Raw genomic sequence first — 25159 nt, forward strand, 5'->3', positions numbered from 1 at the left:
CTGCCGGAAAATCCGGCAGCGGGCCTGGCCTTTGTCGTACGGCTACGAGGTCCGTCATGTGCACGGGCTCTGTGGCCGCCAAACACACGGAGGTCGTCGTTGCCGTGAGGCAGCTCAGGTCGCGCGGAGGTCAGCCTGTATGACTGGTCCGGTTACGTCCGGCTCGGCGGCGGCGGTATGCCCGCCGCCGCTTTCCCGGTGATGGACTCAGTCCTGGATGCAGGGGGCTGGTTTCAGCTGTCCCGCTTCATCCGGGCCGATCCCAACCGGCTGGTTCGGGGACCCGGTCCCACAGATCGCTGGCCCGGCTGCATCAGGGCACGTGCCGGTAGCCGTAGAGCCAGCTAAGGGCAGGTTGGATCTGGCCAGGCTGGTTCCCGGTAGTGGGGGTGCGGTGGAGTGGTAGGTGCGGCCGGTTGGGGTGGTGATTTCGATGGTGTGGCGGGGTCCTGGTCTGGGTTGGGCTTTCCAGCCGGGGAGTTCTTTGGTGTGGTTGCAGGCTTCGCAGAGTCCGGCGCCGTTGGCGAGGCTGGTTGGGCCGTCGTTGTGCCAGGGGATGATGTGGTCGTGGTGTCGGATGGGTGCGTCGCAGTAGGGGGTGCGGCAGGTGTCGTCGCGGACTTGGATGAATCGGCGCAGGGGTGGCGGGAAGAGCCGCCGTTTGGAGTCCATGGCGACCAGGTCGCCGGTGTCCGGGGCGGTGTAGAGCCGGCGGAGCCAGATCTTCAGTTCCTTTACCGGGCCCTTGTGGCCTGCCTTCGAGCCGGAAGCGTTTGAGCCCGAAGCGTCTTGTCTGCCTACGGTTGCCTGGCCGGAAGCCTGCTGGCTCGAACCCTCTGGGCGGCGCCCCTGTCCCTGTGATCCTTCTCCGCCTCGTTCCGATGCCTGTTCGGGGTTGAGGAGTTCGCGTGCCCAGGCTGCGGGGACGGTGCCGTAGCCGGTGAGGCGGGCGGCTTCGCTGTCGGCTTGGAGGAGGGTGCGGTCGGTCATGACGAGGTTGATGTCGATGCCGCTGATCCCGCCGGGGGTGCCGGTGACGGATTCGACGAGGGTGTCGGCCATGGCCTGGTTTTTGGAGCGCGGGTCTCCGGCGGAGCGGAGGGCGTCGGCTTGCCGGGTGAGTGCTGTGTAGGCGGCGACGCCTTCGTGGGCGGGCAGCAGCGCTGTGAGGTAGGTCATGCAGTCCGGGGCCGGGCGCAGGCTCACGCCCCGCTCGGTGGCGGCGTGGCTGGCCCGCTGGGTGACCGAGCGCGGATCCCGTCGGATCGCAGCGGCTTTGACCGCGGCGATGACGCCGCGGGTCCCTACCCCGTCGAAGGTCCCGGTATCGGCGGCGAGTTCCTCGTCGACCGCGGCCCGGTCTTCGACGGTCAGGCAGGCCGTTTCCTTCACCACATGCATGGCCTTTTCTTCGCTCAGCCGGCCGGTATCCAGAGCGGTGAGGGTGTGGGGCATTTCGATGACGAGGGCTTTGGCCATGCCGAGCAGCCGGCCGCCGCGGTGCGGGGACTCACCCCGGGCAAGGGCGATCTGCTCGGCCACACCCAGGCTATGTTCCGTGTGTCGCTTCCTGCCCGGATCCTCAGCCGACAGACTACTGGCTTTGGTCTGCGCAGGGCTGCTCGCCGCTTCGAATTCAGTCTGTTCCTGGCGCTGTCTCGCTTCGAACTCGACGGCCAGCCTGGCCTGCTGCCCGGTGGCCCAGCGTTTGAATTTCTCCAGAACCGCGGTCTGGTCGATCAACCCGGGACCGTCGGCAGTGAGATCGGTCCGTAAAAGTCTCTTTACCGCGCCGATCCGGCCGTCGAGACTCAACCCCGCTGCACCACCATCCGAGCGCTCACAACCGGTGAACGATGTCTCGTAAAACAGCGCCTCGGGAAACGGATCTTCCGGGAGGTCACCGTCGTCATACTCCCCGCCGGGGAAAGGGTCCTCCGGATACGCGGAGTCCGGATCAGCGCCGTAGGGAAAGTCGTCATCAAGGAAGCCATCGAAGGAAAAAACCTCGCCGGAGAACCCGCCGACGGGAACGGCGGCAGCAAGCGGGGCGTCGCCGTGCGGTGCCCCCGTTTTCACTGCTGAATTTCCCAGAACTTCCATGAACACAGTCTGCCAAGGGGCACTGACAATTTAGCCCGCGGGGGATCCGCCGTCGAAATAAATAAAAGCCGAAAAAGAAAAAGCCAGGACCCCCGCCTGGGGGTCCTGGCTTCAAGCCTTGTTGTCTAGTCGACCGGAACCGGAGCCTTCTCGTGCAGCCGGTCCGTCTCATCGTGCCATTCAGAGCTGAGCGGCCTGAGGGTCGCTTCAACGGCGCGTGAATGGTGGGCGCAGAAGAGCAGCTCACCTCCGGAGGACTCGAGTACAACCCGGACGTATGCCTGCGCTCCGCAACGGTCACACCGGTCAGCTGCGGTTAGCGTGCGGTCGGCAACTGCTGTTGTCATGTCGGCCTCCTTAGTAGATCTGTACATCTATATAACCAGCATTCGCTGCCAAACCGTGGCAAGGATGGGTCACTTTCGCTGTCCGCGTATCACGTGTCCGTAACGAACGTCGGGAGTTGGTGCCCGTGTCGGGAGTGGCAGTCAGGAGTTTGGCGGCGTCGGGACTAGGCTAGAGGGAGCCTTTTAATGCCGGTCCGGCCTGTTTTCCAAAGGAGTTCACTACCTGTGGCACCGAGTTCTGATTACACCGCCCGCCACCTTTCGGTGCTGGAGGGGCTGGAGGCCGTGCGCAAACGCCCCGGCATGTACATCGGATCCACGGACTCCCGCGGCCTCATGCACTGCCTCTGGGAAATCATCGACAACTCCGTCGACGAGGCGCTGGCCGGCTTTGGCCATGACATCAAGATCATCCTGCACGCGGACAATTCTGTAGAGATTCACGACGACGGCCGCGGCATTCCCGTCGACGTTGAACCCAAGACGGGGCTTACCGGCGTCGAAGTGGTCTTCACCAAGCTGCATGCCGGCGGCAAGTTCGGCGGCGGTTCCTACACCGCCTCCGGCGGTCTGCACGGCGTCGGCGCCTCCGTGGTGAACGCCCTTTCGGCCCGTCTCGACGCTGAAGTGGACCGGGGCGGCAAGACCTACAGGATGTCCTTCCGGCGGGGTGAGCCCGGCCGTTTCGACGACAACGGCAGGCCCAACCCGGCAGCGGCTTTCTCCCCGTTCGTCGAGGACTCTGTCCTCGACGTGATCGGCAAAGCCAAACGCGGCGTCACCGGCACGCGCATCCGCTACTGGGCAGACACCCAGATCTTCACGCCGGACGCCCGGTTCTCCTACGAAGAACTCGCGGCACGTGCGCGCCAGACCTCCTTCCTCGTGCCGGGCCTGAAAATCACGGTCCGGGATGAGCGCAAGCTCCCCGGCACACCCGGTGAACTGGGGGTGCACGAGGAGGTGTTCCACCACGACGGCGGCATCTCCGAGTTCGTTGACTTCCTCGCTGCCGATTCCGCGGTCACCGACGTCTGGCGACTGCACGGCGCCGGTAAGTTCAAGGAAACCGTCCCCGTGCTGGATGAGCGCGGCCACAGCAAGATCGCCGAAGTGGAACGCGACTGCGAAGTGGACGTGGCGCTGCGCTGGGGCATCGGGTACGACACCACCGTCCGCAGCTTCGTGAACATCATCTCCACACCGAAGGGCGGCACCCACCAGGCCGGCTTCGAGCAGGCCCTCGTGAAGACGTTCCGGAAGACGGTGGAAGCCAACGCCCGGAAACTCAAGGCCGGCAACGACAAGATCGAGAAGGACGACATCTTCGCTGGGCTCACCGCCGTGCTGACCGTCCGGCTCGCCGAGCCGCAGTTCGAGGGCCAGACCAAGGAAATCCTCGGCACCTCGGCCGTCAAGGCCATCGTGGCCCGCGTGGTGGAGAAGGAGATCACAGCCAAGCTCAACTCCTCCAACCGCAACGACAAGGCGCAGTCGGCGCTGCTGCTGGAAAAAATCGTCAGCGAGATGAAGTCGCGCATCTCCGCCCGCGTCCACAAGGAGACGCAGCGCCGGAAGACCGCGCTCGAGTCGTCGTCGATGCCCACCAAGCTGGCTGACTGCCGCACCGACGACGTCGCCCGTTCCGAACTGTTCATCGTGGAAGGCGACTCGGCGCTCGGCACCGCGAAGCTGGCGCGCTCCTCGGACTTCCAGGCTCTGCTGCCCATCCGCGGCAAGATCCTCAACGTCCAGAAGGCCTCCGTGGGCGACATGCTCTCCAACGCCGAGTGCGCGGCACTGATCCAGGTGGTGGGGGCCGGCTCGGGGCGCAGCTTCGCGATCGAAGCGGCCCGTTACGGGAAGGTCATCCTGATGACCGACGCCGACGTCGACGGCGCCCACATCCGTACGCTGCTGCTCACGCTGTTCTTCCGATACATGCGGCCGATGGTGGAGGAGGGCAGGGTGTTCGCCGCCGTCCCGCCGCTGCACCGGGTGGAAGTCATCAACCCCGGCCAGAAGGCCAACGAGATGATCTACACCTACTCCGAAGCCGAGCTGCACACCCTGCTGGCGAAGCTCGCCGCCGAAGGCAGGAAGTACAAGGAACCCATCCAGCGCTACAAGGGCCTGGGCGAGATGGATGCCGAACAGCTGGCGGAAACCACCATGGACCCCCGGCACCGGATGCTCCGCAAGGTCAACATCGAGAACGCCCAGCAGGCGGAGGCCATCTTCGACCTGCTGATGGGATCGGATGTCGCCCCGCGCAAGGACTTCATCATCGCCGGAGCGTCCAGCCTGGACCGCGAACGCATCGACGCCTAAGGCTGCCGCGGCGGGGCGGCAACCCGCCGAAGTCTCAGCCCAGCAGGCCCGGAACGATCAGCAGCGCGGTGGGCATGGCCAGCAGCAGCGTGCACACCGCGAGGACGGCTGCACGGAGGCCGGCGGCGAGCGGAGGCTTGGGGGAGAGCAGGCGGCTGACGCGTGACGCCGTCGTGCTCGCCGGGCCGGAACCGCCGGCACCATCGGGCAGCTGAAGGCCTGACCCCGCCAGGTTTGCAGTTTCCATGACGGCGGCCCCCCGGGGCGCCGCAGACCCGCTGGCGACTATGGCTATCGCCTTGATCAGCGTTCCCTTGCTTTCGGTCTTGAGGGCAACGTCGTCGGCCAGCATTTCAATCAGGGAGTTCACGGCTTCCTGGGCCAGGCGCGTCGTGGGCAGCCACGGCAGCGCCTGGCGCCAGGCGGCGAAGGCCCACAGCAGCAGGTGGTGGCGCTGGGTCAGGTGCGCGTTTTCGTGAATCAGGACGGCCCGCAACTCCGCCGGCTCGAGGGCGGCCATGAGTCCGTCGGAGAGGACGGTGACGGAGCGGGCGCCGCCGGGAAGGCAATACGCCACCGGTGAATCATGGTTGATGACCACCGTGCCGGGACCGTCGTCGGACGGTGATGCCAGCAGGGCCAGCAGTTCGCGATGGCGCTTTCGCTGGCGCTCGATCTTGTAGTAGGTCAGCAGCAGCGTGAAGACGAGATGTGCCGTGAGCAGCGCCGCTGCGGAGAGCGCGAAGAGATGCCAGAAACCCAATGCGGTGGTGGGCGCCGCGAACAGCACCATGTCTGTCAGCGCGCGAAGGCCCGCAAGCAGGTTGTCGCCTACAGGCTCGAGGCCGTAGACCAGCATGGCGCCGATCATGGAAAGGCCACCGGCCAGGCCGATGGCCTGCCACAGCACCATGGCCGTGAAAGGGTCGCGCGCCGGCCAGTGGGCGCGCGAAAGGAGGATAGGCACCGGCCAGGCCAGTACTATCGCCAGGACCGCCAGGAAATATGAGGTCCAGAACATCAGTTGCTAGCTGTGACCAAGCAGTTTGCGCAGCGTCTCGGCTTCACTTTCCGTCACCGAACCGATGAACCGGGCCAGCACGGCCTCGCGGTCAGGGGCGGATCCCAGCACTTCGTGCATGAGTTCGGCGGTATGGTCTTCACGGCTGGATACAGCCTGGTAGCGGTGTGGCCGGGTACCGCGTTCGCGTTCCACAAGGCCCTTCTTTTCGAGGCGCGAAAGGACCGTCAGGACGGTGGTCACCGCAAGGTCCTTGCCCTCGTGCCCTGCCGCTCCACCCTGCGCCGCCGTGCTCTGCGCGAGCATGTCCCGCAGCGTGTTGGCCGTGGCCGCTTCGTGGCCAGCCCAGAGCAGGTCCATGACTGCCCGTTCCAGTTCGCCAAGACTTGCCATCTGTCCATCCTTTTGACAACGCACTGGCACCGGCCGGCCGACCGGCCCGTGCTGTGATTCCAATACTGCAACTTCAAATCTATCGCGTTTGGCGCTTCGTTTCTACATGAGGTAGAACGCTCGGCGCGTCGCCGGCCATTGCCTTCCTCCGGCAGACGTGCCACCGTGTTTTGCAGTGTTCGACCCGTGTTCTACACTTTGTAGAAGTTGAAGTTCTACGTTTTGTAGAAAACAGTGCTGGAGAGCTCGACCCAACAGTAAGTAGGGACCGCCTTGGACGCCTTGGAAATCGCACGCTGGCAATTCGGAATCACCACCGTCTACCACTTCATGATGGTGCCGCTGACCATCGGCCTGGGGCTGGTCGTCGCCGTCATGCAGACGGTCTGGTACCGCACGGGAAACCCGGCCTACCTCCGGATGACCAAGTTCTGGGGAAAGCTCTTCCTCATCAACTTCATCATGGGTGTGGCCACCGGCATCGTGCAGGAGTTCCAGTTCGGCATGGCGTGGAGTGAATACAGCCGCTTCGTGGGCGACGTCTTCGGCGCCCCGCTGGCCCTCGAGGCCCTGCTGGCGTTCTTCGTGGAGTCCACCTTCCTGGGCCTGTGGATCTTCGGCTGGAAGCAGCTGAAGAAGGGCGTGCACCTGGCATGCCTCTGGATCGCCGTGGTCGGCTCCTTCTTCTCCGCGTACTTCATCATCGTGGCCAACAGCTGGATGCAGCACCCTGTCGGCGTCACGATGATCGACGGCCGGCCGGTCATGACCGACGCCTGGGCCGTCTTCACCAACAACACCGCCCTGGTGGCCGTCCCGCACACCCTCTTCGGCGCCCTTGCCGTCGCCGGCGGATTCCTGCTGGGCATCGCCTGGTACCACCTCTGGCGCCGGCGCCGCGACGGCATCGACACCGTCGGCGCTGACGGAAAGGTCATTGTCGGCTCCGCAGAGATCCCCGGCCGGGACCGTGCCGACCACACTGTCTGGCTCAAATCCCTCCGGATCGGCGCCGTCGTCGCCATGATCTCCTTCGCCGGAACCGCCCTCACCGGCGACCTTCAGGGCAAGCTGATGTTCGAGCAGCAGCCCATGAAGATGGCCGCCGCTGAAGCAGCTTGCCACGACGGAACGGGCTTCTCGGTCCTGAGCGTGGGCAACCTCGGCGCACGCAACTGCGATGACATCAAGGCCGTGATCGAGATCCCCGGGATCCTGTCCTACCTCGCCAAGGGCGACTTCACCACCGAGGTCAAGGGCGTCAACAGCCTGATCGACGAGTACAAGGCAAACTACGGCACCCATCTGCCGGACAACCCCATCTACGGTGACCGCGCCGGCCAGGAGATTCAGTATGTCCCCGTCATGGAGGTCACCTACTGGGGCTTCCGCGCCATGATCGGATTCGGCGGCCTCGCTGCCCTCGCCGCCCTCGTGGCACTCTGGCTGGTCCGCAAGGGGACCGTGCCCGAGTCCCGCTGGCTGATGCGGCTGGCCGTGTTCGGAATCCTGGCCCCCTTCGGTGCCAACGCCGCAGGCTGGATCTTCACGGAAATGGGCCGGCAGCCCTTCGTCGTGGCCCCCAATCCCGACCTCAACGGCATCGACCCGGTCTTCATGTTCACCGCCGCAGCCGTTTCGCCCGGGGTATCCGCTGGTGAGATCCTGGCCTCCCTCGTCGTCCTCACCCTGATTTACGCAGTGCTCCTGGTGGTGGAAGTGAAGCTCCTCGTGAAGTATGTCCGGGGCGGCGTCGTCTCGGCCATGCCCGAACTGGTGCACGCGCCGGTCGACGAGAACGAGGACGCCACGCCCCGCGACGGCGGACCGGGAAAACCCGGAACCTCCGACGACGTCCTGGCCTTCGCCTACTAAGACCCGAGCCTACTGAGACCGAGGATACAAAGCATGGAACTGCTGCCAACCATCTGGTTCATTGCCATCGCCGTCCTGTGGACGGGCTACCTCTTCCTGGAGGGCTTCGACCTGGGCGTCGGGATGCTGATGAAGATTTTTGCCCGCAACAACACCGAACGCCGCGTGCTCCTGAACACCATCGGCCCGGTCTGGGACGGAAACGAAGTCTGGCTCCTGACCGCAGGCGGTGCCACGTTCGCGGCCTTCCCGTTCTGGTACGCCTCGCTGTTCTCGGCCCTGTACCTGCCGCTGCTGCTGGTCCTCGTCGCGCTGATCTTCCGTGCGGTTGCCTTCGAGTACCGCGGGAAGGTGGACACGGACCGCTGGCGGAACACCTGGGACTGGGCGATCGCCGTCGGATCCTTTGTTGCAGCCTTCGGCGTGGGGGCCGCCCTCGGCCTGACCACCACCGGACTGCCGCTGGACGCCAACGGCGACCGCGACGGCGGACCGTTCGCGTGGTTCAGCTGGTACGCCGTGCTGGGAGGCCTGGCGGTGGCTGCCTTCGCGCTGTTGCACGCGCTGGCGTTCCTGGCACTGAAGACCGACGGCGATGTCCGGCACCGCGCGCGGCAGTGGTTTGTGCGGCTGCTTCCCGTGCTGCTCCTCCCGATGGCGGGCTGGGCCATCGGGGTGCAGGTCCTCACCGGTGAAGTCTGGACCCTGGTTGTCCTGGCTGTGGCTGTGGTGGCGGCGGGCGTGGCCTGGGCCCAGGCCCGGAAGGGAAACGAAGGCCGGGCGTTCCTGGCTACCGGTGTGTTCCTGCTGGGCGGATCGGCGTCCATCTTCGGTGCCGTGTTCCCGGTGGTCCTGCCGTCAACGATCGACCCCGCCTTCAACCTCACCATCGCCAACGCCTCGTCCTCTGACTACACCCTCGGCCTGATGAGCATCGTGGCGTGCGTCGGACTGCCGCTGGTGATCGCCTACCAGGCGTGGACGTACTGGGTGTTCCGGCGCCGCGTCAGCGCCGCCCACATCCCGGAGGCGCACAGCTTCCTGCCCGCGATCGCTGCGAAAGCACTCATCAGGAAAGACTGACCCGCCGTGAAACCGCAGTTCCCCTCCGGCCCCTCCACCCGCCGCGCCCTCTACGGCCTGGGCCTGTTGGCCGCGCTGAAAGCTCTGGCCCTGGTGCTCATGGGCCAGGCCGTCGCGTCCGTCCTCGCCGGCCTCATGACGCAGGACACCGCGTGGGCGGACCAGCTGGGCTGGGGCGCGGCCGGCGTGGTGCTGCGCTCCGTCACGGTCTGGGCGCAGGGCGTGGCAGCCCGGCGGGCGGCGCTGGGCGTCAAGGAAGAGCTGCGCACGCAGCTGCTGGAGACGGCACTGCGCAACGGCGTCCGGACCGCAGGACCGTCCGACGGCGGCCTGGCGGTGCTTGCGACGCGGGGCCTGGATGCCCTGGACAGCTACTACACGCAGTACCTTCCGGCGCTGGTGAACTGTGCAGCCATCCCGCTGCTCCTCGGTGCCCGGATCCTCTTTGCGGACTGGGTCAGTGCCGTGGTGATCGTGCTGACGGTGCCGCTCGTCCCGTTATTCATGGTGCTGATCGGCCGCTACACCGAGGACAAGGTGCGGGATGCCCAGGCCGCCCTCTCCCGGCTGTCCGGGCACATGCTCGAACTCGCCAAGGGGCTGCCGGTGCTGGTGGGGCTCGGCCGGGCCGCAGCCCAGCGCCGAGCGCTGGAGGACATTTCCGAGGACTACCGGTCGCGGACCATGGGCACCCTGCGGACGGCGTTCCTTTCGGCGCTCGCCCTGGAACTCATTGCCACAATCTCCGTTGCGGTGGTGGCGGTGTTCATTGGTGTCCGGCTCGTCCACGGGGACATGGCGCTGGAGGCAGGACTGCTGGCGCTCATTCTCGCCCCCGACTGCTACCTTCCGCTCCGTGAGCTGGGAACTGCGCACCACGCGAGCGACGACGGCCGGGCCGCCCTTGCCGAAACAACAGCGGTGCTGGAAGCACCGGAGCCCAGGCGGCTCGTGCCGGGGATGCGGGCAGACGGTGGGGAGGGCGTTGGCGTGACGGTCCGGGAGCTGACGGTCAGCTATCCGGGAAGACAGGGTCCCGCCGTCGGGCCCCTCAGCTTTTCGGCACCTGCCGGACTCGTCACTGCGCTGGACGGTCCCAGCGGGGCCGGCAAGAGCACGGTGCTGGGCGTCCTGGCGGGAACGGTCGGAAGCGGCGGCGGTACTGCCGTGTCCGGAACTGTTGAAGGATTTTCGGCGGACGACGTGGCGTGGGTGCCGCAGCATCCGGTGATGGTGGCGGACACCGTGCACGGGGAGGTGCTGCTGTACCTTGCCGCCGGCACCGCAGTAGCAAACGCGGACAGCGACGGCGGGGGAGTGCTGCGCTGCCTGGCGGCAGCAGGTGCGGACCACCTGGCGGACAAGCACCCGGCCGAGCTGAGCCCGGGCGAGCTGCGCCGCGTCGCCCTTGCCCGCGGCCTGGCCCGCATCGAGGCGGGTGCCTCGGTGTTGCTGCTCGATGAGCCCACCGCCCACCTTGACCGGGAGTCAGCCAACCGTGTCCATGACGCGATTCGTGCGCTGCGAGGCCGCGCCACCGTCATCCTGGTGGCCCATGACCGGCAGACGAGGGAACTCGCCGACCACATCGTCCCGCTGTCCGGAAGCGGAGTTGCTGCCAGTGGCATCCGCGCGACCGGTCACCCTTCCACTGCTGCCGCCGCTCCCGACGCCCCGGTTGTGGGAGGCGAGATTGTTGGCGCCCCGGCTGTTGGCGGCGCGGGCGCTACCCGGGCAGCCGCCACCGCAACGGCCGGCACCTCAGAGGCCGTCGTCCCGGCCCCGGAAGCCGGGTACAGTACCGGCCACACCGTTGGGATGCTCGTCCGGCTGCTGGCGCCGGTCCGTGGACGGTTCGCTGCCTCCGGACTCGTCGGTGCCCTGGCCGCCCTTTTCGCCGTCGCGCTTTCCGGACTGTCCGGCTGGCTCATCCTGCGCGCCAGCGAGCAGCCGCCCATCATGTACCTCCTGACCGCGATCGTGGGGGTCCGCTTCTTCGGCATCGGCCGGGCCGTGCTGCGCTACTGCGAGCGGCTCCTCCTGCACGAAGCCGTGTTTGCCTCCCTGACGAAGCTGCGCGGCAGCCTCTGGGCATCCCTCAGCCAGCGGGCGCTGTCCCTGCGCCGGCTGCTGCAGGGCGGCAACGTGCTGGGCGCCGTCATCGAGGATGTCGACACGGTCCGGGACCTGCTCCCGCGGGTAGTGCTGCCTCCGGTCACGGCCGTGGCGGTGGCGGCAGCCGCCGTGGGCACCGTGGGCTGGCTGCTTCCAGCGGCCCTGCCGGCGGTGCTCGCCGCGGCACTGGTGAGCCTGGTTGCCGCGCCCGCGGCGGCGCTGCTCGCGGACCGGATGTCAGCCAGGGCCGAGCAGCGGCTGCGCTCCAGTGTCCTCCGGCGTGTCGCCGCCGCTTTGGATGCCCGGGCGGAACTGCATGCCAACGGTGCCAAGCAGCCCGTCCTGGACGGCATCCGTGCGCTGGACCGGAAAGCCACCGGTGCGGCACGCCGTTCGGCCTGGGCGGAGGGCCTCGGCCAGGCGCTCACCGTTGCCGCCTGCGGCGCGGGCGCCCTCTACAGCGCGGCGCTGGCAGCGCCGGAGGTTCTGGCCGGGCCCCTTCCGGCGACCACAGTCGGCGTCGTTGTCCTGCTGCAGCTGGCGCTCGCCGAACCCTTTGGGGCCATGACGACGGCGGTACGGCAGTTCCCGGCACTGCGTGCGGTCCTGCGCCGCATCGGTGAGTCCGGCGTCCTCGGCGTCCCGGAAGCTGCGCGGGCAGACACAGCCGGCCGGGCCGGCGCCACCGGCCCGGAAACAGACGGACCTGCCGCGCCACCGCCCCGGAGGCTCAGCCAGCCGGGCGTGGAGCTGGATGGACTGGCAGCGGCCTGGCCCGGGGGCGGAAATGTCTTCAACGGTCTGTCCGCCGTCGCTGAACCCGGCCGCTGGCTGGCGGTGACCGGCCCGTCGGGCGCCGGCAAATCCACGCTGCTGGCCGTCGTCCTCGGCTTTCTCCCGGCCCGCGAAGGCCGCATTGCCGTGACCGGCACCGCGGCGTGGTGCCCGCAGGAGGCGCACCTCTTCGACTCCACGGTCCGCGGCAACCTGCTGCTCGGCAGCCCGCGGCTGGAGTCCGGTGCGGCGTCTGCGGCGGCGACCGAGCAGGCGATGCTGGACGCGTTGTCGGCGGTGGGCCTCGCGCCCCTGCTGGCGCGGCTGGAAGACGGCCTGGACACCCGCATCGGACCGGGCGGGGCGTTCCTCAGCGGCGGCGAGCGGCAGCGGTTGGCCGTCGCACGGACCCTGATGACGCAGGCCGACGTCATCCTGCTGGACGAGCCCACGGCGCACCTCGACGCCGAATCAGGCCGGGCGCTGATCGCGGACCTGCGTGCCGGGCTTGCGTCGCGCACGGTGGTGCTGGTGACCCACAACCCGGCGGACATCAGCCCGGACGACGCACTCCTCGATCTTCGCCCGGAGCACCGGCTGCCGGCATCAGAAATGGCGGTGTCCGGCCAGCCGGTGTAACCGCCGGTGTAACCGCGCGCCAGGTGTAAGAACCAGCCAGTGTAGGAACCGGTGAAAGATCCGGGCCGGCTGCCCAATGCAGCCGGTCCGGGTCGTTGGTCTGGGTTAGCGCAGGTCGAAGCGGTCGAGCTCCATCACCTTCACCCAGGCCGCCACGAAGTCGTTGACGAACTTCTCTTTGGCGTCGTCGCTCGCGTAGACCTCGGCCAGCGCCCGGAGCTGCGAGTTGGAGCCGAACACCAGGTCGACCGGTGTGGCTGTCCACTTCAGATCTCCGGTGGCAACGTCGGTGATCTCGTAGACGTTCTCCTCCTCCGACACCTTCCACCGGACGCCCGGGGAGAGCAGGTTGACGAAGAAGTCGTTCGTCAGGACCTGCGGCTTGTCGGTGAGGACACCGTGGGCGGAGCCGCCGACGTTGGCGCCGAGCGCGCGCAGGCCACCGATGAGCGCCGTCATCTCCGGCGCGGAGAGGTCCAGCAGGTACGCCTTGTCCAGCAGGAGGGTTTCCGGCTGGAGTTTCTCGCCCGGGCGCACGTAGTTACGGAACCCGTCTGCCCGCGGCTGCAGGTACTGGACCGACTCGACGTCGGTCTGGTCCTGGGAAGCATCGGTCCGGCCGGGCCGGAACGGCACGGTGACGGCGAAACCGGCGTCCCGCGCGGCCTTCTCCACGGCCGCGCAGCCGCCAAGGACGATCAGGTCCGCCAGCGAGACCTTCCTGCCCCCGGACTGGGCGGAGTTGAACTGCTCCTGCACTGACCCGAGGGTCTCCAGTGCAGCGGCGAGCTTCCCGGGCTCATTGACCTCCCAGCCGCGCTGCGGTTCCAGCCGGATGCGTGCCCCGTTGGCGCCGCCGCGCTTGTCAGTCTTGCGGAACGTGGATGCCGCGGCCCAGGCCGTGCTGGCCAGCTGCGAGACGGACAGACCTGAATCCAGGAGCTTTTCCTTCAGCGACGCGATGTCCTGCTCGCCGATCAGTTCGTGGTCGGCCGCGGGGACGGGGTCCTGCCAGAGCTGCGGCTCGGGAACCCACGGGCCGAGGAGGTGGGGGCCGACGGGGCCCATGTCGCGGTGCAGCAGCTTGTACCAGGCCTTGGCGAAGGCGAGTGCGAACTCGTCCGGGTTCTCCAGGAACCGCCGCGAGATCTGCTCATAGGCGGGGTCGAAGCGCAGCGACAGATCCGTGGTGAGCATCGTCGGCCGGTGCTTCTTTTCCGGGTCGTAGGCGTCCGGGATGGTCTTGGGGGCGTCCTTGGCGACCCACTGCTGCGCGCCGGCCGGGCTCTTGACGAGCTCCCACTCGTGCTCGAACAGGATCTCGAAGAAGCGGTTGCTCCACTCCGTGGGCCGGTCCGTCCAGGTGACCTCGAGGCCCGAGGTGATCGTGTCCTTCCCCTTGCCGCTGCCATAGCTGCTCAGCCAGCCCAGGCCCTGAGCCTCGAGGTCGGCGGCTTCCGGCTCCGGACCGACGTGGGCGTCGGCGTCACTGGCGCCATGGGTCTTGCCGAACGTGTGGCCGCCGGCGATCAGGGCAACGGTTTCCTCGTCATTCATGGCCATGCGTTTGAAGGTTTCGCGGATGAACGCTGCCGCGAGCTTGGGATCCGGGTTTCCCATGGGTCCCTCCGGGTTGACGTAGATCAGGCCCATCTCGGTGGAACCGACATCTTCGGCCATCTTGCCCTCGCCGATGTAGCGCTCATCACCGAGCCAGGTGTCTTCCGGACCCCAGAAGATCTCGTCGGGCTCCCACACGTCCTCACGGCCGAAGGCGAAGCCGAACGTCTTGAAGCCCATCGATTCGAGGGCGACGTTGCCGGCGAGCACCAGGAGGTCGGCCCAGGAAAGCTTTTGGCCGTACTTCTGCTTGACCGGCCACAGCAGCCGCCGGGCCTTGTCGAGGTTTGCGTTGTCCGGCCAGCTGTTGAGCGGCGCGAACCGCTGGCTGCCGTCGCCCGCACCGCCGCGGCCGTCGTGGACCCGGTAGGTGCCTGCAGCGTGCCAGCTCAGCCGGATCATCAGGCCGCCATAGTGCCCGAAGTCCGCGGGCCACCAGTCCTGGGACGTCGTCAGGACCTGGATGATGTCCTGCTTGAGCGCCTCGACGTCGAGCTTCTGGAACTCCTCGCGGTAGCTGAAGCCGGGACCGAGCGGGTTGCCCGCCGGGTGGTTGGCGTGGAGCACGGACAGGTCGAGCTGGTTCGGCCACCAGTCCATGACGCTCCGCGGCCGGTGCGCCTTGGGCTGGGGCGAGTCGATGGCCGGATTCTCGCTCTCGCTGCCGTGTGAAGTAACGCTGTCGTGGGCGACGGGGCACCCGTCGGCAACCTTCCGGTCAAGGCCCTGGGCGCTCCCCGGGGTGGGGATCGGGGGATGTTCCTGGTGATCGCTCATCTGCTTCCTTCCCTATGGCCGAGGCCGCGGTCGGACCCGGACAGCCGGTCTAACCCACCCATTCTGACCATGAACGGACAGCCAGGGAAGAGCCCCTCGGCGTGGACGGGTTCGTTCCCGCACCCCGATCTAGCCCACCAGCGCCCTCTTCTCGCGGCTATTGACCATGGACGTGGCCCCGCAGTTCGAGCACGTGATCCGGTAGGAACGGGAGGTGGTGAAGACGGGAATGAAGAACAGCGTGAATTTAGTGGCGCGCTCCTCCAGGTGCTGATGGGCGAACACGCCACAGTACCGGCACGAGGCCGCGCGGCCCGGCAGCAGCTTCTGAACCGTCTTGAAACCGAAGAGAATAAGCATCAAATGCCTTTCGCGGTAGGAAACGTGCCCGGTCTTTGCCCCAGCCTACGGCTTCCTGCCACTGTCGCGGACGGCTAGCCTGTTCCCATGACGCACAACCATGCCCCGGCCGCCCCGGCAGTCGGCTTCCCCGATCTGCACTGGCGGCCCGTATCGGAAGGGGACCTCGACTCCTGGGCAGCCTTGATTGCCCGGACCGCAGCGGTCGAGCAGCCCGTCTGGTTCGAGCGGCGGGCGGACCTTGAGCAGATTGTGGAATCAAAGAAGAACCCGATCGGGCAAAACGCCGTTCTGGGCTTCGACTCTGAAGGTGTTTCCCGGGCCTACGCCCGCCTCACCAAGAACCAGGACGGGGACAAAGCGAACGGATTCTGTGCCGTGGACCCGCAGTGGCAGCGCCGCGGCGTCGGATCAGCCCTGCTGCGGTGGCTGGAGGCCCGGACCAGGCAGCGCTTCGCGGAGGATGGCAGCGTCCAGGGCAGCGACACACCTGTGCAACCGCGGCTGCGGATTTTTATCGAGCAGAAGCAGCAGCACCAGTGCGCGCTCCTCGAGGAATCCGGGTATGAGGTGGTCCGCTACTACAACGAGATGCACCGTCCGCTGTCGTCTCCGCTGCCCGAAGCACCCCTGGCCGACGGCCTGGAGTTCGTGCCCATGGAACCCGGGCTGAGTGAATCATTGCGTCTGGCGCACAACCAGGTGTTTGCCGACCACTGGGGCAGCGAGCCACGGGACGAGGAATCATGGGGTTTCGTGGTCAACGATCCATTGGCCCGGCCCGACCTCAGCGCCGTGGTGCGGGAGAGCAGCACGGGCGAGGTGGTCGGGTACCAGCTGGCCAGCCACGACCCGGAGACTGCCGTGACGCGCGGCTTCACCGAAGGGTACACGGACCTGCTCGGCGTCCGACGGGAGTTCCGCGGGCGCGGCATCGCCCAGGCCCTGCTCGCAGACGCCATGCGGCGCTTCGCGGCAGCGGGCATGGACCTGGCGTCGCTGGACGTCGACTCCGACAACCCGACCGGCGCTATGGCGCTGTACCGCAAGATGGGCTACGCCCCCGTCAACACGAGCCTTGCCTGGGACAAGGTCCTCTAGCGCCGCAGCTCTAGCCAGAACCGGCGGTCAGCCGTCCACATCCGCAAGGTGATGGACGACGTCGTGCAGGAAATACTGCGCGAGCGTCAGGACGGTGAACTCGGAACCATTGCTGCGCAGCCCTGTCCTGCCCCACTGGGACTCCTCGACGCGGGCGAAGGAGGCCGCCACCTGCTCGCCCTCCGCGGTGAGCTCGGCGCTCACCACAGCCGGGTCCGCGTGCGCGTAATCGCTGTCCAGCGCTGTCTGGTCCTGGTCCCAGTTCTCAAAGCGGGCATCGTCCACAGTGAGCATCAGGTTCAGGCGGCGGTCGAAGAGGCTGAACACGTCCCGGACATGGCAGGCGTACTCCAGCGCGGACCAGGTGTTGCCGTCCGGGCGCTCTCCGGCGTCCGGGCGCCGGAGTACTGCCCGCCAGCGCGGCAGCATGCTTTCGACGCTGCCTGGAACTGTCGACGGCGTGACGGTGGACGCGTCGAAGCCGCACTGCGTGCAGGGGCGGGACAGGACCCAGGTCCAGTCCTTTTCATCCGGGACTATAGGCATGGCAGCAGTCTAAGCGGATTCCGGCCAGGCCATGCTCGGCCCGATCACGTCCACCGCCTGCGAGAGCGGAATGCCCGAACCGTCGCGCCGGCCGTGCTCCTGGGGCAGCGAGCGGGCCACCCCGGCCGACGATGACGCCTTCGCCGGCCCGTGGCCGGCCCACGCCAGCAGCAGCGTGTCCTCGCCCTTCAGGAACCGGTGCGCCCGGACCCCGGCGGTGGCGCGGCCCTTGGCCGGGTATTCGGCGAAGGCCGTCACCTTGGCGGCCCCGGGGGCGGTGCCCGGCAGGGCACCTTCCGTGCCGGAAATGGTAACGACGACGGCGGCCTCGTCGCCGGGGGCGACGGCACCGAAGAACACCACCTGGTCGCCGGCGGCGAGCTTGATGCCGGCCATGCCACCGGCCGTCCTGCCCTGCGGGCGGACATTGGCGGCGGTGAACCGCAGCAGCTGTGCCTGCCGGGTCAGGAAGACGAGGTCGGTATCGTCAGCGCCCGCAGGTGCCACGCCAACCACGTTGTCCTTATCCTTCAGCGTGATCACTTCCCAGTCCTCGCGGTTCAGCGGGTAGTCAGGCTGCACCCGCTTCACGACTCCCTGCGCCGTGCCAAGGGCCAGCACCTCATCGAGCGGCGCAAAGGCCACGAGCGATTCACCCTTGAGGAGGGTGATGAAGTCCTTGGCGGGAACGCCGCCGGCGAGGTTGGGCAGGCCGGAGACCGGCGGCAGGACGGGCATGTCCATCACCTGGATCCGCAGCATGCGTCCCTGTGAGGTGACCGCGGCGATCTCGCCGCGGGCCGACGTCTTGACCACCGAGCGGAACACATCGTGCTTTGAACGAGGACCGGTCTCGGCCAGGCTGTCCCGGTTCGCGGTCCGGGCGATCTGCCCGGAGGCGGTGAGGATCGCCCAGCACGGGTCGTCGGCGATCTCGAGGGCGAGGGGGGCAGGCTTGCCCTTGACCGCCTTGCCCTGGTCGCCGCCAGCGCTGGCCACGGTGGGGGACACGGCCTCGGGCTCCAGGAGCACCGTGCGCCGCGGCGTGCCGTACTTCTCCGCGATCTCCCCGAGCTCGTCCGAGACCAGCTCCCGCAGCAGCTGATCGGATTCGAGGATGGCCTCCAGCTCGGCGATCTCCTTGCGGAGCTCGTCCTGTTCCTTCTCCAGCTCGATCCTGCTGTACTTGGTCAGCTGGCGGAGCCGGAGCTCGAGGATGTAGTTCGCCTGGATCTCGGTGAGGTCGTAGATGGACATCAGCCGTTCACGCGCCGCGGAGGCCTCGTCCGAGGACCGGATGATCTGGATGACCTCGTCGATGTCCACGATGGCGATGAGCAGGCCCTCCACCAGATGGAGGCGGTCCTTCTTCTTGCCCAGGCGGAACACCGTCCGGCGCCGGACCACCGAGATGCGGTGGTCCACGTAGACGGTGAGCAGCTGCAGCAGGCCCAGGGTCTGCGGTTGCCCGTTCACGAGGGTGACGTTGTTGATGCCGAAGGAATCCTCCATCGGCGAGTAGCGGTAGAGCTGCTGGAGAACGGCGTTGGGGTTGAAGCCGTTCTTCAGCTCGATGACCAGCCGCAGGCCGTGCTTGCGGTCGGTCAGGTCCACGACGTCGCTGATGCCGGCCAGCTTCTTGCCGTTGACGGCGTCCTTGATCTTCTCGATCACCTTTTCCGGACCCACCATGTACGGCAGTTCGGTGACCACCAGGCCGGTCCGCCGGGCCGAGAGCTGCTCCACCTCCACCTTGGCGCGGGTCTTGAAGGAGCCGCGGCCGGTGGCGTAGGCATCCCGGATGCCGTCCAGGCCCACGATGCGCCCGCCGGTGGGCAGGTCGGGGCCGGGGACGAACTGCATGATGTCGTCCAGCGTCGCGTCCGGGTTGGCGATCAGGTGCCGGGCGGCGGCAATGACTTCCACGAGGTTGTGCGGGGCCATGTTCGTGGCCATGCCCACCGCGATGCCCGTGGTGCCGTTGACCAGCAGGTTGGGGAACGCCGCAGGCAGGACCTCCGGCTGGGTGAGCTGGTTGTCGTAGTTGGGGACGAAGTCCACCACGTCCTCATCGAGGTGGTCCGTCATGGTGAGCGCCGCCGCCGCCAGCCGGGCCTCGGTGTACCGCGGTGCTGCCGGGCCGTCGTCGAGCGAGCCGAAGTTTCCGTGGCCGTCGATCAGGGGAAGCCGGAGCGAGAAGTCCTGCGCCATGCGCACCATGGCGTCGTAGATGGCGGTGTCACCGTGCGGGTGGAGCTTTCCCATGACCTCGCCCACCACGCGCGCGCTCTTGACGTGGCCGCGGTCCGGGCGGAGGCCCATGTCGCTCATCATGTACAGGATGCGCCGCTGGACAGGCTTCAGGCCGTCCCGGGCGTCGGGCAGGGCCCGGGAATAGATGACCGAGTACGCGTACTCCAGGAAGGAGCCTTCCATCTCGGAAGTCACGTCGATATCAACGATGTTTTCGGTGTAGTCCTGGACTGTTTCCCCTGCGGGGGTGCGGGTTTGGCGGCGTGCCATGGGGCTGGTGGATCCTTTTTGGGGTGCACTTCGGGAGGTTTAGCTAGGCTAAGCCTATGGTGGATCAGCCCGGGGACGGCGAATATCCGGAATATTGGGAGGCCGATGTCGTCCTGCGGGACGGCGGAACAGCGCATTTGCGGCCCATCCACCCCACCGACGCGGACGCCGTGCAGACCTTCCACACGCGGCAGTCGCAGAACTCCATCTACATGCGGTTCTTCGCCTTCAAGGAGCGGCTCTCCAGCCGCGAGCTCAAGCGCTTCACCGAAGTGGATTACCGGGACCGGGTGGCCTTCGTCATCACCATCGGCGGGGACATCATCGGCATCGGCCGGTATGACCGGCTGGACGACCCCGCCGAGGCTGAAGTGGCCTTCAACATCGCCGACGCGCACCAGGGCCGCGGGATCGGCTCGATCCTGCTGGAGCACCTGGCGGCCGCCGCCCGCGAAAACGGGATCCGCCGGTTCAGCGCCGAGGTGCTGCCCGAGAACCGCAAGATGCTCATGGTCTTCTCCGACGCCGGCTACGACGTCAAACGCCATTTCGACGACGGCGTGGTGAGCCTGGAGTTCAACATCGACCCCACGGACAAATCGCGTGCGGTGATGGAAGCCCGGGAACACCGCGCGGAGGCGAGGAGCGTCCAGGACCTGTTGGCGCCGTCGTCGGTGGCGGTGATCGGCGCAAGCCGGCGGTGGGGGACTGTGGGGTACCAGCTCCTGGAACACATCATCGAAGGCGGCTTCACCGGCCCGGTCTACGCCATCAACCCGGAGGCCTTTGAGCTGGCCGGGATGCTGTCCTTCGGCAAGCTTTCCGAGGTTCCAGGGCCCGTCCAGCTGGCCATAGTCGCAGTTCCCTATGAGGAAGTTCCCAAGGTTGTGGACGAGTGCGCGGCCGCCGGTGTGAAGGGGGTCCTGGTGGCCTCCGCGGGATTCACCGAGGACGGGGAACGCGGCCTCGCCCGGCAGCGGGCGCTGGTGCGGCAGGCGCGGGCCAACGGGATGCGGGTCATCGGCCCGGCCTCGCTCGGCATCGTGAACACCAACCCCGCGGTGTCGCTGAACGCCTCCATGGCGCCCAGCCTGGCCCGCGGCGGCGGACTGGGGCTGTTCAGCCAGTCCGCGGCAATCGGGGTATCGCTGTACGCGGCCTCCAGCCGGCGCCGCGCCGGGATCTCCACCTTCCTGTCCGCGGGTAACCGTGCCGACGTGTCCGGCAACGACATGATGCAGTTCTGGGAGGACGACGCCGACACCACTGCCGTGGGGCTGTATCTGGAGTCGATCGGCAACCCGAGGAAGTTCTCCCGCCTGGCCCGGAGGCTCGCCCGGACCAAGCCGGTGATCGTGGCCAAGTCCGCCTCCATGGGTCTGCAGTTGCCCCCGGGGCATGCCGTGCGCACCACCCAGGCTCCGGCTGATGCCGTGGATTCGATGATGCGCCAGGCCGGTGTGATCCGGGTGGAGACCATCGAACAGCTCATGGACGTGGCGCAGATTGTGTCTGCCCAGCCGCTTCCCAAGGGTGCGGGGGTGGCGGTTGTCAGCAACTCCGGTGCACTGGGGAAGGTGGTGGCGGACAGCGCCGTGTCGCACGGCCTCGGCGTCGAGGCGCTGGCGGTGGACCTGGACCTGGACGCCGGCATGTCCCGTGCCCTGCCCGCCCTGCGGGACCGGCTCCGGGAGGTTCTGGCCCGGGATGCAGTCCACGCCGCCGTGGTCGCCTTCCTTCCGGCCCGCGGGCTGACGGTGGAGAAGATTGCCGGTGCGCTCGCAGAATCGTCCGCCGAGGCCGGAAAGCCCGTGGTGGCGGCCTTCACCGGCATCCTCGATCCGTCGGTGTATGTGGAAGGCATGGTGGGGGAGGGCCCGGACGCGCCGCCGGTGCCATGCTATTCGAACCCCGGGGCGGCGGTGGCGGCACTGTCTGCCGTGGTGCGGTACGCCGAATGGGCCGGACGTGACCAGGGCCTCTTCGTTGATCCCGAGGGGTGCGATCCGGACGCCGCGCACGCCGATCTGGACAACCTGCTGGCTGATGTCCGCGGCGAGCAGCTGAAGAAGCTCAACCCCGAAGACGCAGCCCGGCTGCTGGCGCATTACGGGATCCGGGTCCTGCGTTCGGAAGGCTTCAACACCGAGGATGAAGCCGTGGAGGCGGCCGGCAGGCTGGGCTGGCCGGTGGCACTGAAGACGACCGACCCCACCCTCCGCCACCGGCTGGACCTGGGCGGAGTGCGGCTGGATATCCAGGACGCGGACTCCCTCCGGCTGAACATCCAGCAGATGCGCCGGGCGCTGCAACCCTACGGCCCGGCCTCGCTGGAGGTCCAGACCATGGCCCAGGTGGGGCAGGCCTGCACGTTGCGGGCCATCGAGGACCCCTTGCTGGGCCCCGTGGTGTCCTTCGGGCTGGCCGGCGACGCCGTCAACCTCCTGGACGACTGGGCGCACCGCGCCCCGCCGCTGTCCGGAGCCGACCTCCGTGACCTCATCCGCAGCCCGCGCGCGTCCCGGAAGCTGTTCGGGTACCAGGGCCTGCCCGCTGTGGACGTTTCGGCCCTGGAGGACGTCGCCGCGCGGCTGGCACGGCTCAAGGACGCGCATCCGGAGATCGCGCTCGTCGAGTTCAATCCGGTCCTGGCCACGCCGCAGGGGGCCTTCATCCTGGCCGCGGACGTCCGGATCGGCAACGCGTCCCAGCGCACCGACAGCGCGCGCCGGGCGATGCGGAGCTAGCCTCTTGGTTAGCATGTGCCACAGCGATCTGTGAAAATGGGGAAATGAGCTCCCAGCCTCCCACCTCGAAGCCTCAAGCGCCCGACCACAGCCCGCAGGTCTTCCAGCACAGCTCACACAACCACAGCGTCCAGGGCCAGAGCCTCGAAGGCGCCCTGCAGCAGGCGGGCTTTTACCCGCTGCTGGTTGCCGACGTGGTGGATGACGCCCTGGACGGCCGCGACTGCCTGGCACACCTGGTCCACCTTGAGACGCACTTCGACCGGGCAGAGGTCCGCCGGCACATCACCGTCCTGGTCCTCACCGACGACATGCTGGTGATCACCCACGTGGACGATCAGCAGCTCGACGAGGCGGGCGAACAGATCGTGGCGCAGATTTCCACGGAATCTGTCCCCGTGGCGCAGATCCGTTCGGTGGTCCTGAGCTACATGTACGCCCAGCCGCAGAACTACAAGCCCTCCGACCCGGTGCGCGAGGTCACCCTGTCCATCGCCTGGTCCGGCGGCCAGCGCCTGGATATGGGCCCGGCGAGCTGCGGTGACCCGCAGTGCGAGGCCGACCACGGCTACAGCGGCACCATCGCCCAGGAGGACATCGTCCTGCGTATCAGCGCCGAGGCAGACGGCCTGCAGGCTGTCCAGGACGCCAAGCTCTTCGCCCGGGCCCTGCGCGCGGTGAACACCGGATCCCCCACCCCGGTGCGGCATACGCCGTCGGCCACCCACCCGCGTCCCCGCATGGGCGTTTTTGCCAGCCGGCTCAGCCGCGGGCACAAGCGCTGAGATGCGGGACTCGGATAAACAGTCCTCAGACTCCGCAACGCGAACGGCAGAACCCGGCCCTGCCATGAGCGGCCTGCCGGCCGCCCCGGCCTATGGCCGCCGCTCGGTGGCCGAGGTGCTGGGCAGCGCCGCGGCCAGCCTCGGGGTGCCTGGCTTCGGGAATGCGCTCGGGCTGCCGCAGGCCAAGCGCGTCTGTGTCGTCCTGGCCGACGGGCTGGGACGCGGCCTGCTCAAGCAGAAGACCGCGCACACCCCCTTCCTCCGCGGTATTTTGCAGCAGGGCCAGGGGGCAGTGCCGGTGTGGCTGGATGCTGCCTTCCCTTCGACCACGGCAGCTTCCCTCGCCAGCCTGGGTACGGGACTCGCTCCCGGACAGCACGGACTGGTGGGTTACGACGTCCTGGATCCGGCCCAGGACAAGGTGGTCAACATGCTGGGCAACTGGGATGCAGCCGTGGATCCGCAGCTGTGGCAGCCGTTCCCCACTGTCTTTGAGCGTGCCGCTGAGCATGTGGCGGTCACCACCGTGAGCCTGCCGCAGTTCGGCGGTTCACCCATGACCCAGGCGGCACTGCGCGGCGGCTCGTTCGTCTCCGGCACCACGTCCCACGCGCGTACTGCGGCGGCAGCCGAGGTGATGGCTGACTCCGGGTCCGCCCTCATGTACTTCTACGTCAACGACCTGGACAAGGCCGGCCACCGGTACGGTGCGCAGTCGCCGCAGTGGGAGCACCAGCTCGAGGAACTGGACGCCACGGTCAAGCGCCTCGATGCAAGCCTCCCGGCCGGAACTACGGTGCTGGTCACCGCCGACCACGGGATGCTGGACGTCCCGGAGTCGCAGCGCATCGACTACGCCGCCGACGCTGCCCTCGTGGACGGTGTCCGGCACACCGCCGGGGAACCGCGAATGGTGCACCTGTACCTGGAGGACGACGCCGGCGAGGCTGCACGCGATCGGATCCTCGCCGCGTGGCGGGCCCGCTTCGGCGACAGGATCTGGGCGTTCACCCGGGCAGACGCCATTGCTGCCGGATTGTTCGGAACCGTGCGCCCCGAGGTCACGGGTCGGGTGGGGGATGTGATGGTGGCTGCCCGGGACGCACTGGCGCTCTACGACACGCGCCGGGTGCGTCCGACGGCCCTGGAAGTGGTGGGCCAGCATGGTTCGCTGACCAAGGCCGAACGCGAAGTTCCGCTGCTCACCTTCCAGGCTTCCGGCAAAACAGCTTCCGGCAGGGCAGCCGGCCGCCGGGGTTCCCGTGGCTGAACTCGTCTTCTTCTCCGGAACGATGGACTCCGGCAAGTCCACCCTGGCGCTGCAGATGGACTACAACCACCGCGCACGCGGGCGCGGCGGGGTGCGGTTCAGCCGCAATGACCGGGCCGGAGACTCCCGGATCTCCAGCCGTCTGGGACTGCAGGCGGACGCGGTGGAAGTCACCGATGCCACGGACTTTTGGGATGAAGTGGTGCTCCGCCGCACCCAGGGGATCCGCGTTGACTACCTCATCTGCGACGAGGCGCAGTTCTATTCAGCCGCCCAGGTTGAGCAGCTGGCCCGCCTGGTGGACGAGATCGAGGTGGACGTCTTTGCCTTTGGCATCACGGCCGACTTCCGGACCCGCCTCTTCCCGGGGTCCCAGCGCCTGATTGAACTCGCGGACCGGGTGCAGGTCCTGCAGGTTGAAGCGCTGTGCTGGTGCGGCCGGCGGGCCACCCATAATGCCAGGACGGTCGACGGCGTGATGGTCACCGAGGGTGCCCAGGTGGTGGTCGGGGATGTGGACATGGCCGTCGATCCTGCGGCCGGTGATGCCAGTGGCGACGCGGTCCATGCGCCGGTGGTGGGCTACGAAACGCTGTGCCGGCGGCACTTTATGCGCCGGGTCACCGCCCACGGCGCCAGCATCATCGCCCAGCAGGAGCAGCTGCTCCCGTTCGAGGTGGACGCGTGCCTGTGGCACGGTGCTAGTGGAATAAACAGCGCTGGCGGAACAACCAGTGCTGGCGGCTAGT

The 25159-nt window shown here is 67.7% G+C and carries 17 protein-coding genes; 9 read left to right on the forward strand and 8 right to left on the reverse strand.

What is annotated here, in order from left to right:
- Positions 1-207: 207 nt before the first annotated feature.
- Together ACFTR6_RS20170 and ACFTR6_RS20175 are read right to left on the reverse strand one after the other, a co-directional pair.
- Positions 208-2103, reverse strand: a complete 1896-nt coding sequence (locus ACFTR6_RS20170; RefSeq protein WP_377959232.1) for an HNH endonuclease — start codon at positions 2101-2103, stop codon at positions 208-210.
- 125 nt (positions 2104-2228) lie between these two features.
- Positions 2229-2450: a hypothetical protein gene (locus tag ACFTR6_RS20175; RefSeq protein ID WP_076797980.1), complete on the reverse strand. Its 222-nt coding sequence runs from the start codon at positions 2448-2450 to the stop codon at positions 2229-2231.
- A 225-nt stretch (positions 2451-2675) separates the two neighbouring features.
- On the opposite strand from ACFTR6_RS20175, the gene ACFTR6_RS20180 reads away from it, so the two are divergent.
- Positions 2676-4781, forward strand: a complete 2106-nt coding sequence (locus tag ACFTR6_RS20180; RefSeq protein ID WP_076797979.1) for a type IIA DNA topoisomerase subunit B — start codon at positions 2676-2678, stop codon at positions 4779-4781.
- Positions 4782-4815: 34 nt separating this feature from the next.
- Here ACFTR6_RS20180 and ACFTR6_RS20185 read toward each other — a convergent pair whose 3' ends face one another.
- Positions 4816-5802: a M56 family metallopeptidase gene (locus ACFTR6_RS20185; RefSeq protein ID WP_076797978.1), complete on the reverse strand. Its 987-nt coding sequence runs from the start codon at positions 5800-5802 to the stop codon at positions 4816-4818.
- A gap of 6 nt (positions 5803-5808) precedes the next feature.
- On the reverse strand, positions 5809-6195 hold the full coding sequence (locus ACFTR6_RS20190; protein ID WP_076797977.1) for a BlaI/MecI/CopY family transcriptional regulator: 387 nt from the start codon (positions 6193-6195) through the stop codon (positions 5809-5811).
- A gap of 273 nt (positions 6196-6468) precedes the next feature.
- Between ACFTR6_RS20190 and ACFTR6_RS20195 the strand changes: the two genes are divergently transcribed.
- Genes ACFTR6_RS20195 through cydD form a run of 3 tightly spaced genes read left to right on the forward strand, consistent with a single transcriptional unit; the run spans position 6469 to position 12681 of the window.
- A complete protein-coding gene (locus ACFTR6_RS20195; RefSeq protein WP_377959233.1) occupies positions 6469-8070 on the forward strand; it encodes a cytochrome ubiquinol oxidase subunit I in 1602 nt (533 codons plus the stop codon).
- A gap of 33 nt (positions 8071-8103) precedes the next feature.
- Positions 8104-9153, forward strand: coding sequence for a cytochrome d ubiquinol oxidase subunit II (gene cydB / locus ACFTR6_RS20200; RefSeq protein ID WP_377959234.1), 1050 nt, complete (start codon positions 8104-8106; stop codon positions 9151-9153).
- Positions 9154-9159: 6 nt separating this feature from the next.
- Positions 9160-12681 carry a thiol reductant ABC exporter subunit CydD gene (cydD, locus tag ACFTR6_RS20205; RefSeq protein WP_377959235.1) on the forward strand — a complete coding sequence of 1174 codons (3522 nt, stop codon included), beginning with the start codon at positions 9160-9162 and terminating at the stop codon, positions 12679-12681.
- 105 nt (positions 12682-12786) lie between these two features.
- Here cydD and katG read toward each other — a convergent pair whose 3' ends face one another.
- A complete protein-coding gene (gene katG / locus ACFTR6_RS20210; protein WP_377959236.1) occupies positions 12787-15078 on the reverse strand; it encodes a catalase/peroxidase HPI in 2292 nt (763 codons plus the stop codon).
- Between the two features lie 129 nt (positions 15079-15207).
- The gene (locus ACFTR6_RS20215) at positions 15208-15438 is read right to left on the reverse strand and encodes a zinc-ribbon domain-containing protein (RefSeq protein WP_076797972.1); all 231 of its coding nucleotides are present in this window, start codon (positions 15436-15438) and stop codon (positions 15208-15210) included.
- 87 nt (positions 15439-15525) lie between these two features.
- Here ACFTR6_RS20215 and ACFTR6_RS20220 point away from each other — a divergent pair, with 87 nt between their 5' ends.
- Complete coding sequence (locus tag ACFTR6_RS20220; protein WP_377959237.1) at positions 15526-16539, forward strand: GNAT family N-acetyltransferase; 1014 nt, start codon at positions 15526-15528, stop codon at positions 16537-16539.
- A 27-nt stretch (positions 16540-16566) separates the two neighbouring features.
- Here ACFTR6_RS20220 and ACFTR6_RS20225 read toward each other — a convergent pair whose 3' ends face one another.
- Together ACFTR6_RS20225 and ACFTR6_RS20230 are read right to left on the reverse strand one after the other, a co-directional pair.
- On the reverse strand, positions 16567-17085 hold the full coding sequence (locus ACFTR6_RS20225) for a DinB family protein (RefSeq protein ID WP_377959238.1): 519 nt from the start codon (positions 17083-17085) through the stop codon (positions 16567-16569).
- Between the two features lie 9 nt (positions 17086-17094).
- On the reverse strand, positions 17095-19608 hold the full coding sequence (locus tag ACFTR6_RS20230; protein WP_377959239.1) for a DNA topoisomerase (ATP-hydrolyzing) subunit A: 2514 nt from the start codon (positions 19606-19608) through the stop codon (positions 17095-17097).
- A 56-nt stretch (positions 19609-19664) separates the two neighbouring features.
- Here ACFTR6_RS20230 and ACFTR6_RS20235 point away from each other — a divergent pair, with 56 nt between their 5' ends.
- Genes ACFTR6_RS20235 through ACFTR6_RS20250 form a run of 4 tightly spaced genes read left to right on the forward strand, consistent with a single transcriptional unit; the run spans position 19665 to position 25158 of the window.
- Positions 19665-22355 carry a GNAT family N-acetyltransferase gene (locus ACFTR6_RS20235; protein WP_377959240.1) on the forward strand — a complete coding sequence of 897 codons (2691 nt, stop codon included), beginning with the start codon at positions 19665-19667 and terminating at the stop codon, positions 22353-22355.
- Positions 22356-22399: 44 nt separating this feature from the next.
- A complete protein-coding gene (locus ACFTR6_RS20240) occupies positions 22400-23140 on the forward strand; it encodes a DUF5998 family protein (protein ID WP_076797967.1) in 741 nt (246 codons plus the stop codon).
- Position 23141: 1 nt separating this feature from the next.
- Positions 23142-24410, forward strand: a complete 1269-nt coding sequence (locus ACFTR6_RS20245; protein ID WP_377959241.1) for an alkaline phosphatase family protein — start codon at positions 23142-23144, stop codon at positions 24408-24410.
- The gene (locus ACFTR6_RS20250) at positions 24403-25158 is read left to right on the forward strand and encodes a thymidine kinase (RefSeq protein WP_377959242.1); all 756 of its coding nucleotides are present in this window, start codon (positions 24403-24405) and stop codon (positions 25156-25158) included. The genes ACFTR6_RS20245 and ACFTR6_RS20250 overlap by 8 nt, the downstream gene beginning before the upstream one ends.
- The last annotated feature ends 1 nt before the right edge of the window (position 25159 follow it).

The sequence above is a fragment of the Arthrobacter sp. NPDC057009 genome (assembly GCF_042673905.1).
Taxonomy (GTDB): Bacteria; Actinomycetota; Actinomycetes; order Actinomycetales; family Micrococcaceae; genus Arthrobacter.

What these genes read in the sequence shown, in the direction of transcription:
- ACFTR6_RS20240 (WP_076797967.1), top strand. Translation starts at nt 22,400, where the DNA reads ATGAGCTCCCAGCCTCCCACCTCGAAGCCTCAAGCGCCCGACCACAGC.
- ACFTR6_RS20175 (WP_076797980.1), bottom strand. Translation starts at nt 2,450, where the DNA reads ATGACAACAGCAGTTGCCGACCGCACGCTAACCGCAGCTGACCGGTGT.
- katG (WP_377959236.1), bottom strand. Translation starts at nt 15,078, where the DNA reads ATGAGCGATCACCAGGAACATCCCCCGATCCCCACCCCGGGGAGCGCC.
- cydB (WP_377959234.1), top strand. Translation starts at nt 8,104, where the DNA reads ATGGAACTGCTGCCAACCATCTGGTTCATTGCCATCGCCGTCCTGTGG.
- ACFTR6_RS20215 (WP_076797972.1), bottom strand. Translation starts at nt 15,438, where the DNA reads ATGCTTATTCTCTTCGGTTTCAAGACGGTTCAGAAGCTGCTGCCGGGC.
- ACFTR6_RS20230 (WP_377959239.1), bottom strand. Translation starts at nt 19,608, where the DNA reads ATGGCACGCCGCCAAACCCGCACCCCCGCAGGGGAAACAGTCCAGGAC.
- ACFTR6_RS20225 (WP_377959238.1), bottom strand. Translation starts at nt 17,085, where the DNA reads ATGCCTATAGTCCCGGATGAAAAGGACTGGACCTGGGTCCTGTCCCGC.
- ACFTR6_RS20220 (WP_377959237.1), top strand. Translation starts at nt 15,526, where the DNA reads ATGACGCACAACCATGCCCCGGCCGCCCCGGCAGTCGGCTTCCCCGAT.
- ACFTR6_RS20245 (WP_377959241.1), top strand. Translation starts at nt 23,142, where the DNA reads ATGCGGGACTCGGATAAACAGTCCTCAGACTCCGCAACGCGAACGGCA.
- ACFTR6_RS20235 (WP_377959240.1), top strand. Translation starts at nt 19,665, where the DNA reads ATGGTGGATCAGCCCGGGGACGGCGAATATCCGGAATATTGGGAGGCC.
- ACFTR6_RS20170 (WP_377959232.1), bottom strand. Translation starts at nt 2,103, where the DNA reads ATGGAAGTTCTGGGAAATTCAGCAGTGAAAACGGGGGCACCGCACGGC.
- ACFTR6_RS20190 (WP_076797977.1), bottom strand. Translation starts at nt 6,195, where the DNA reads ATGGCAAGTCTTGGCGAACTGGAACGGGCAGTCATGGACCTGCTCTGG.
- ACFTR6_RS20185 (WP_076797978.1), bottom strand. Translation starts at nt 5,802, where the DNA reads ATGTTCTGGACCTCATATTTCCTGGCGGTCCTGGCGATAGTACTGGCC.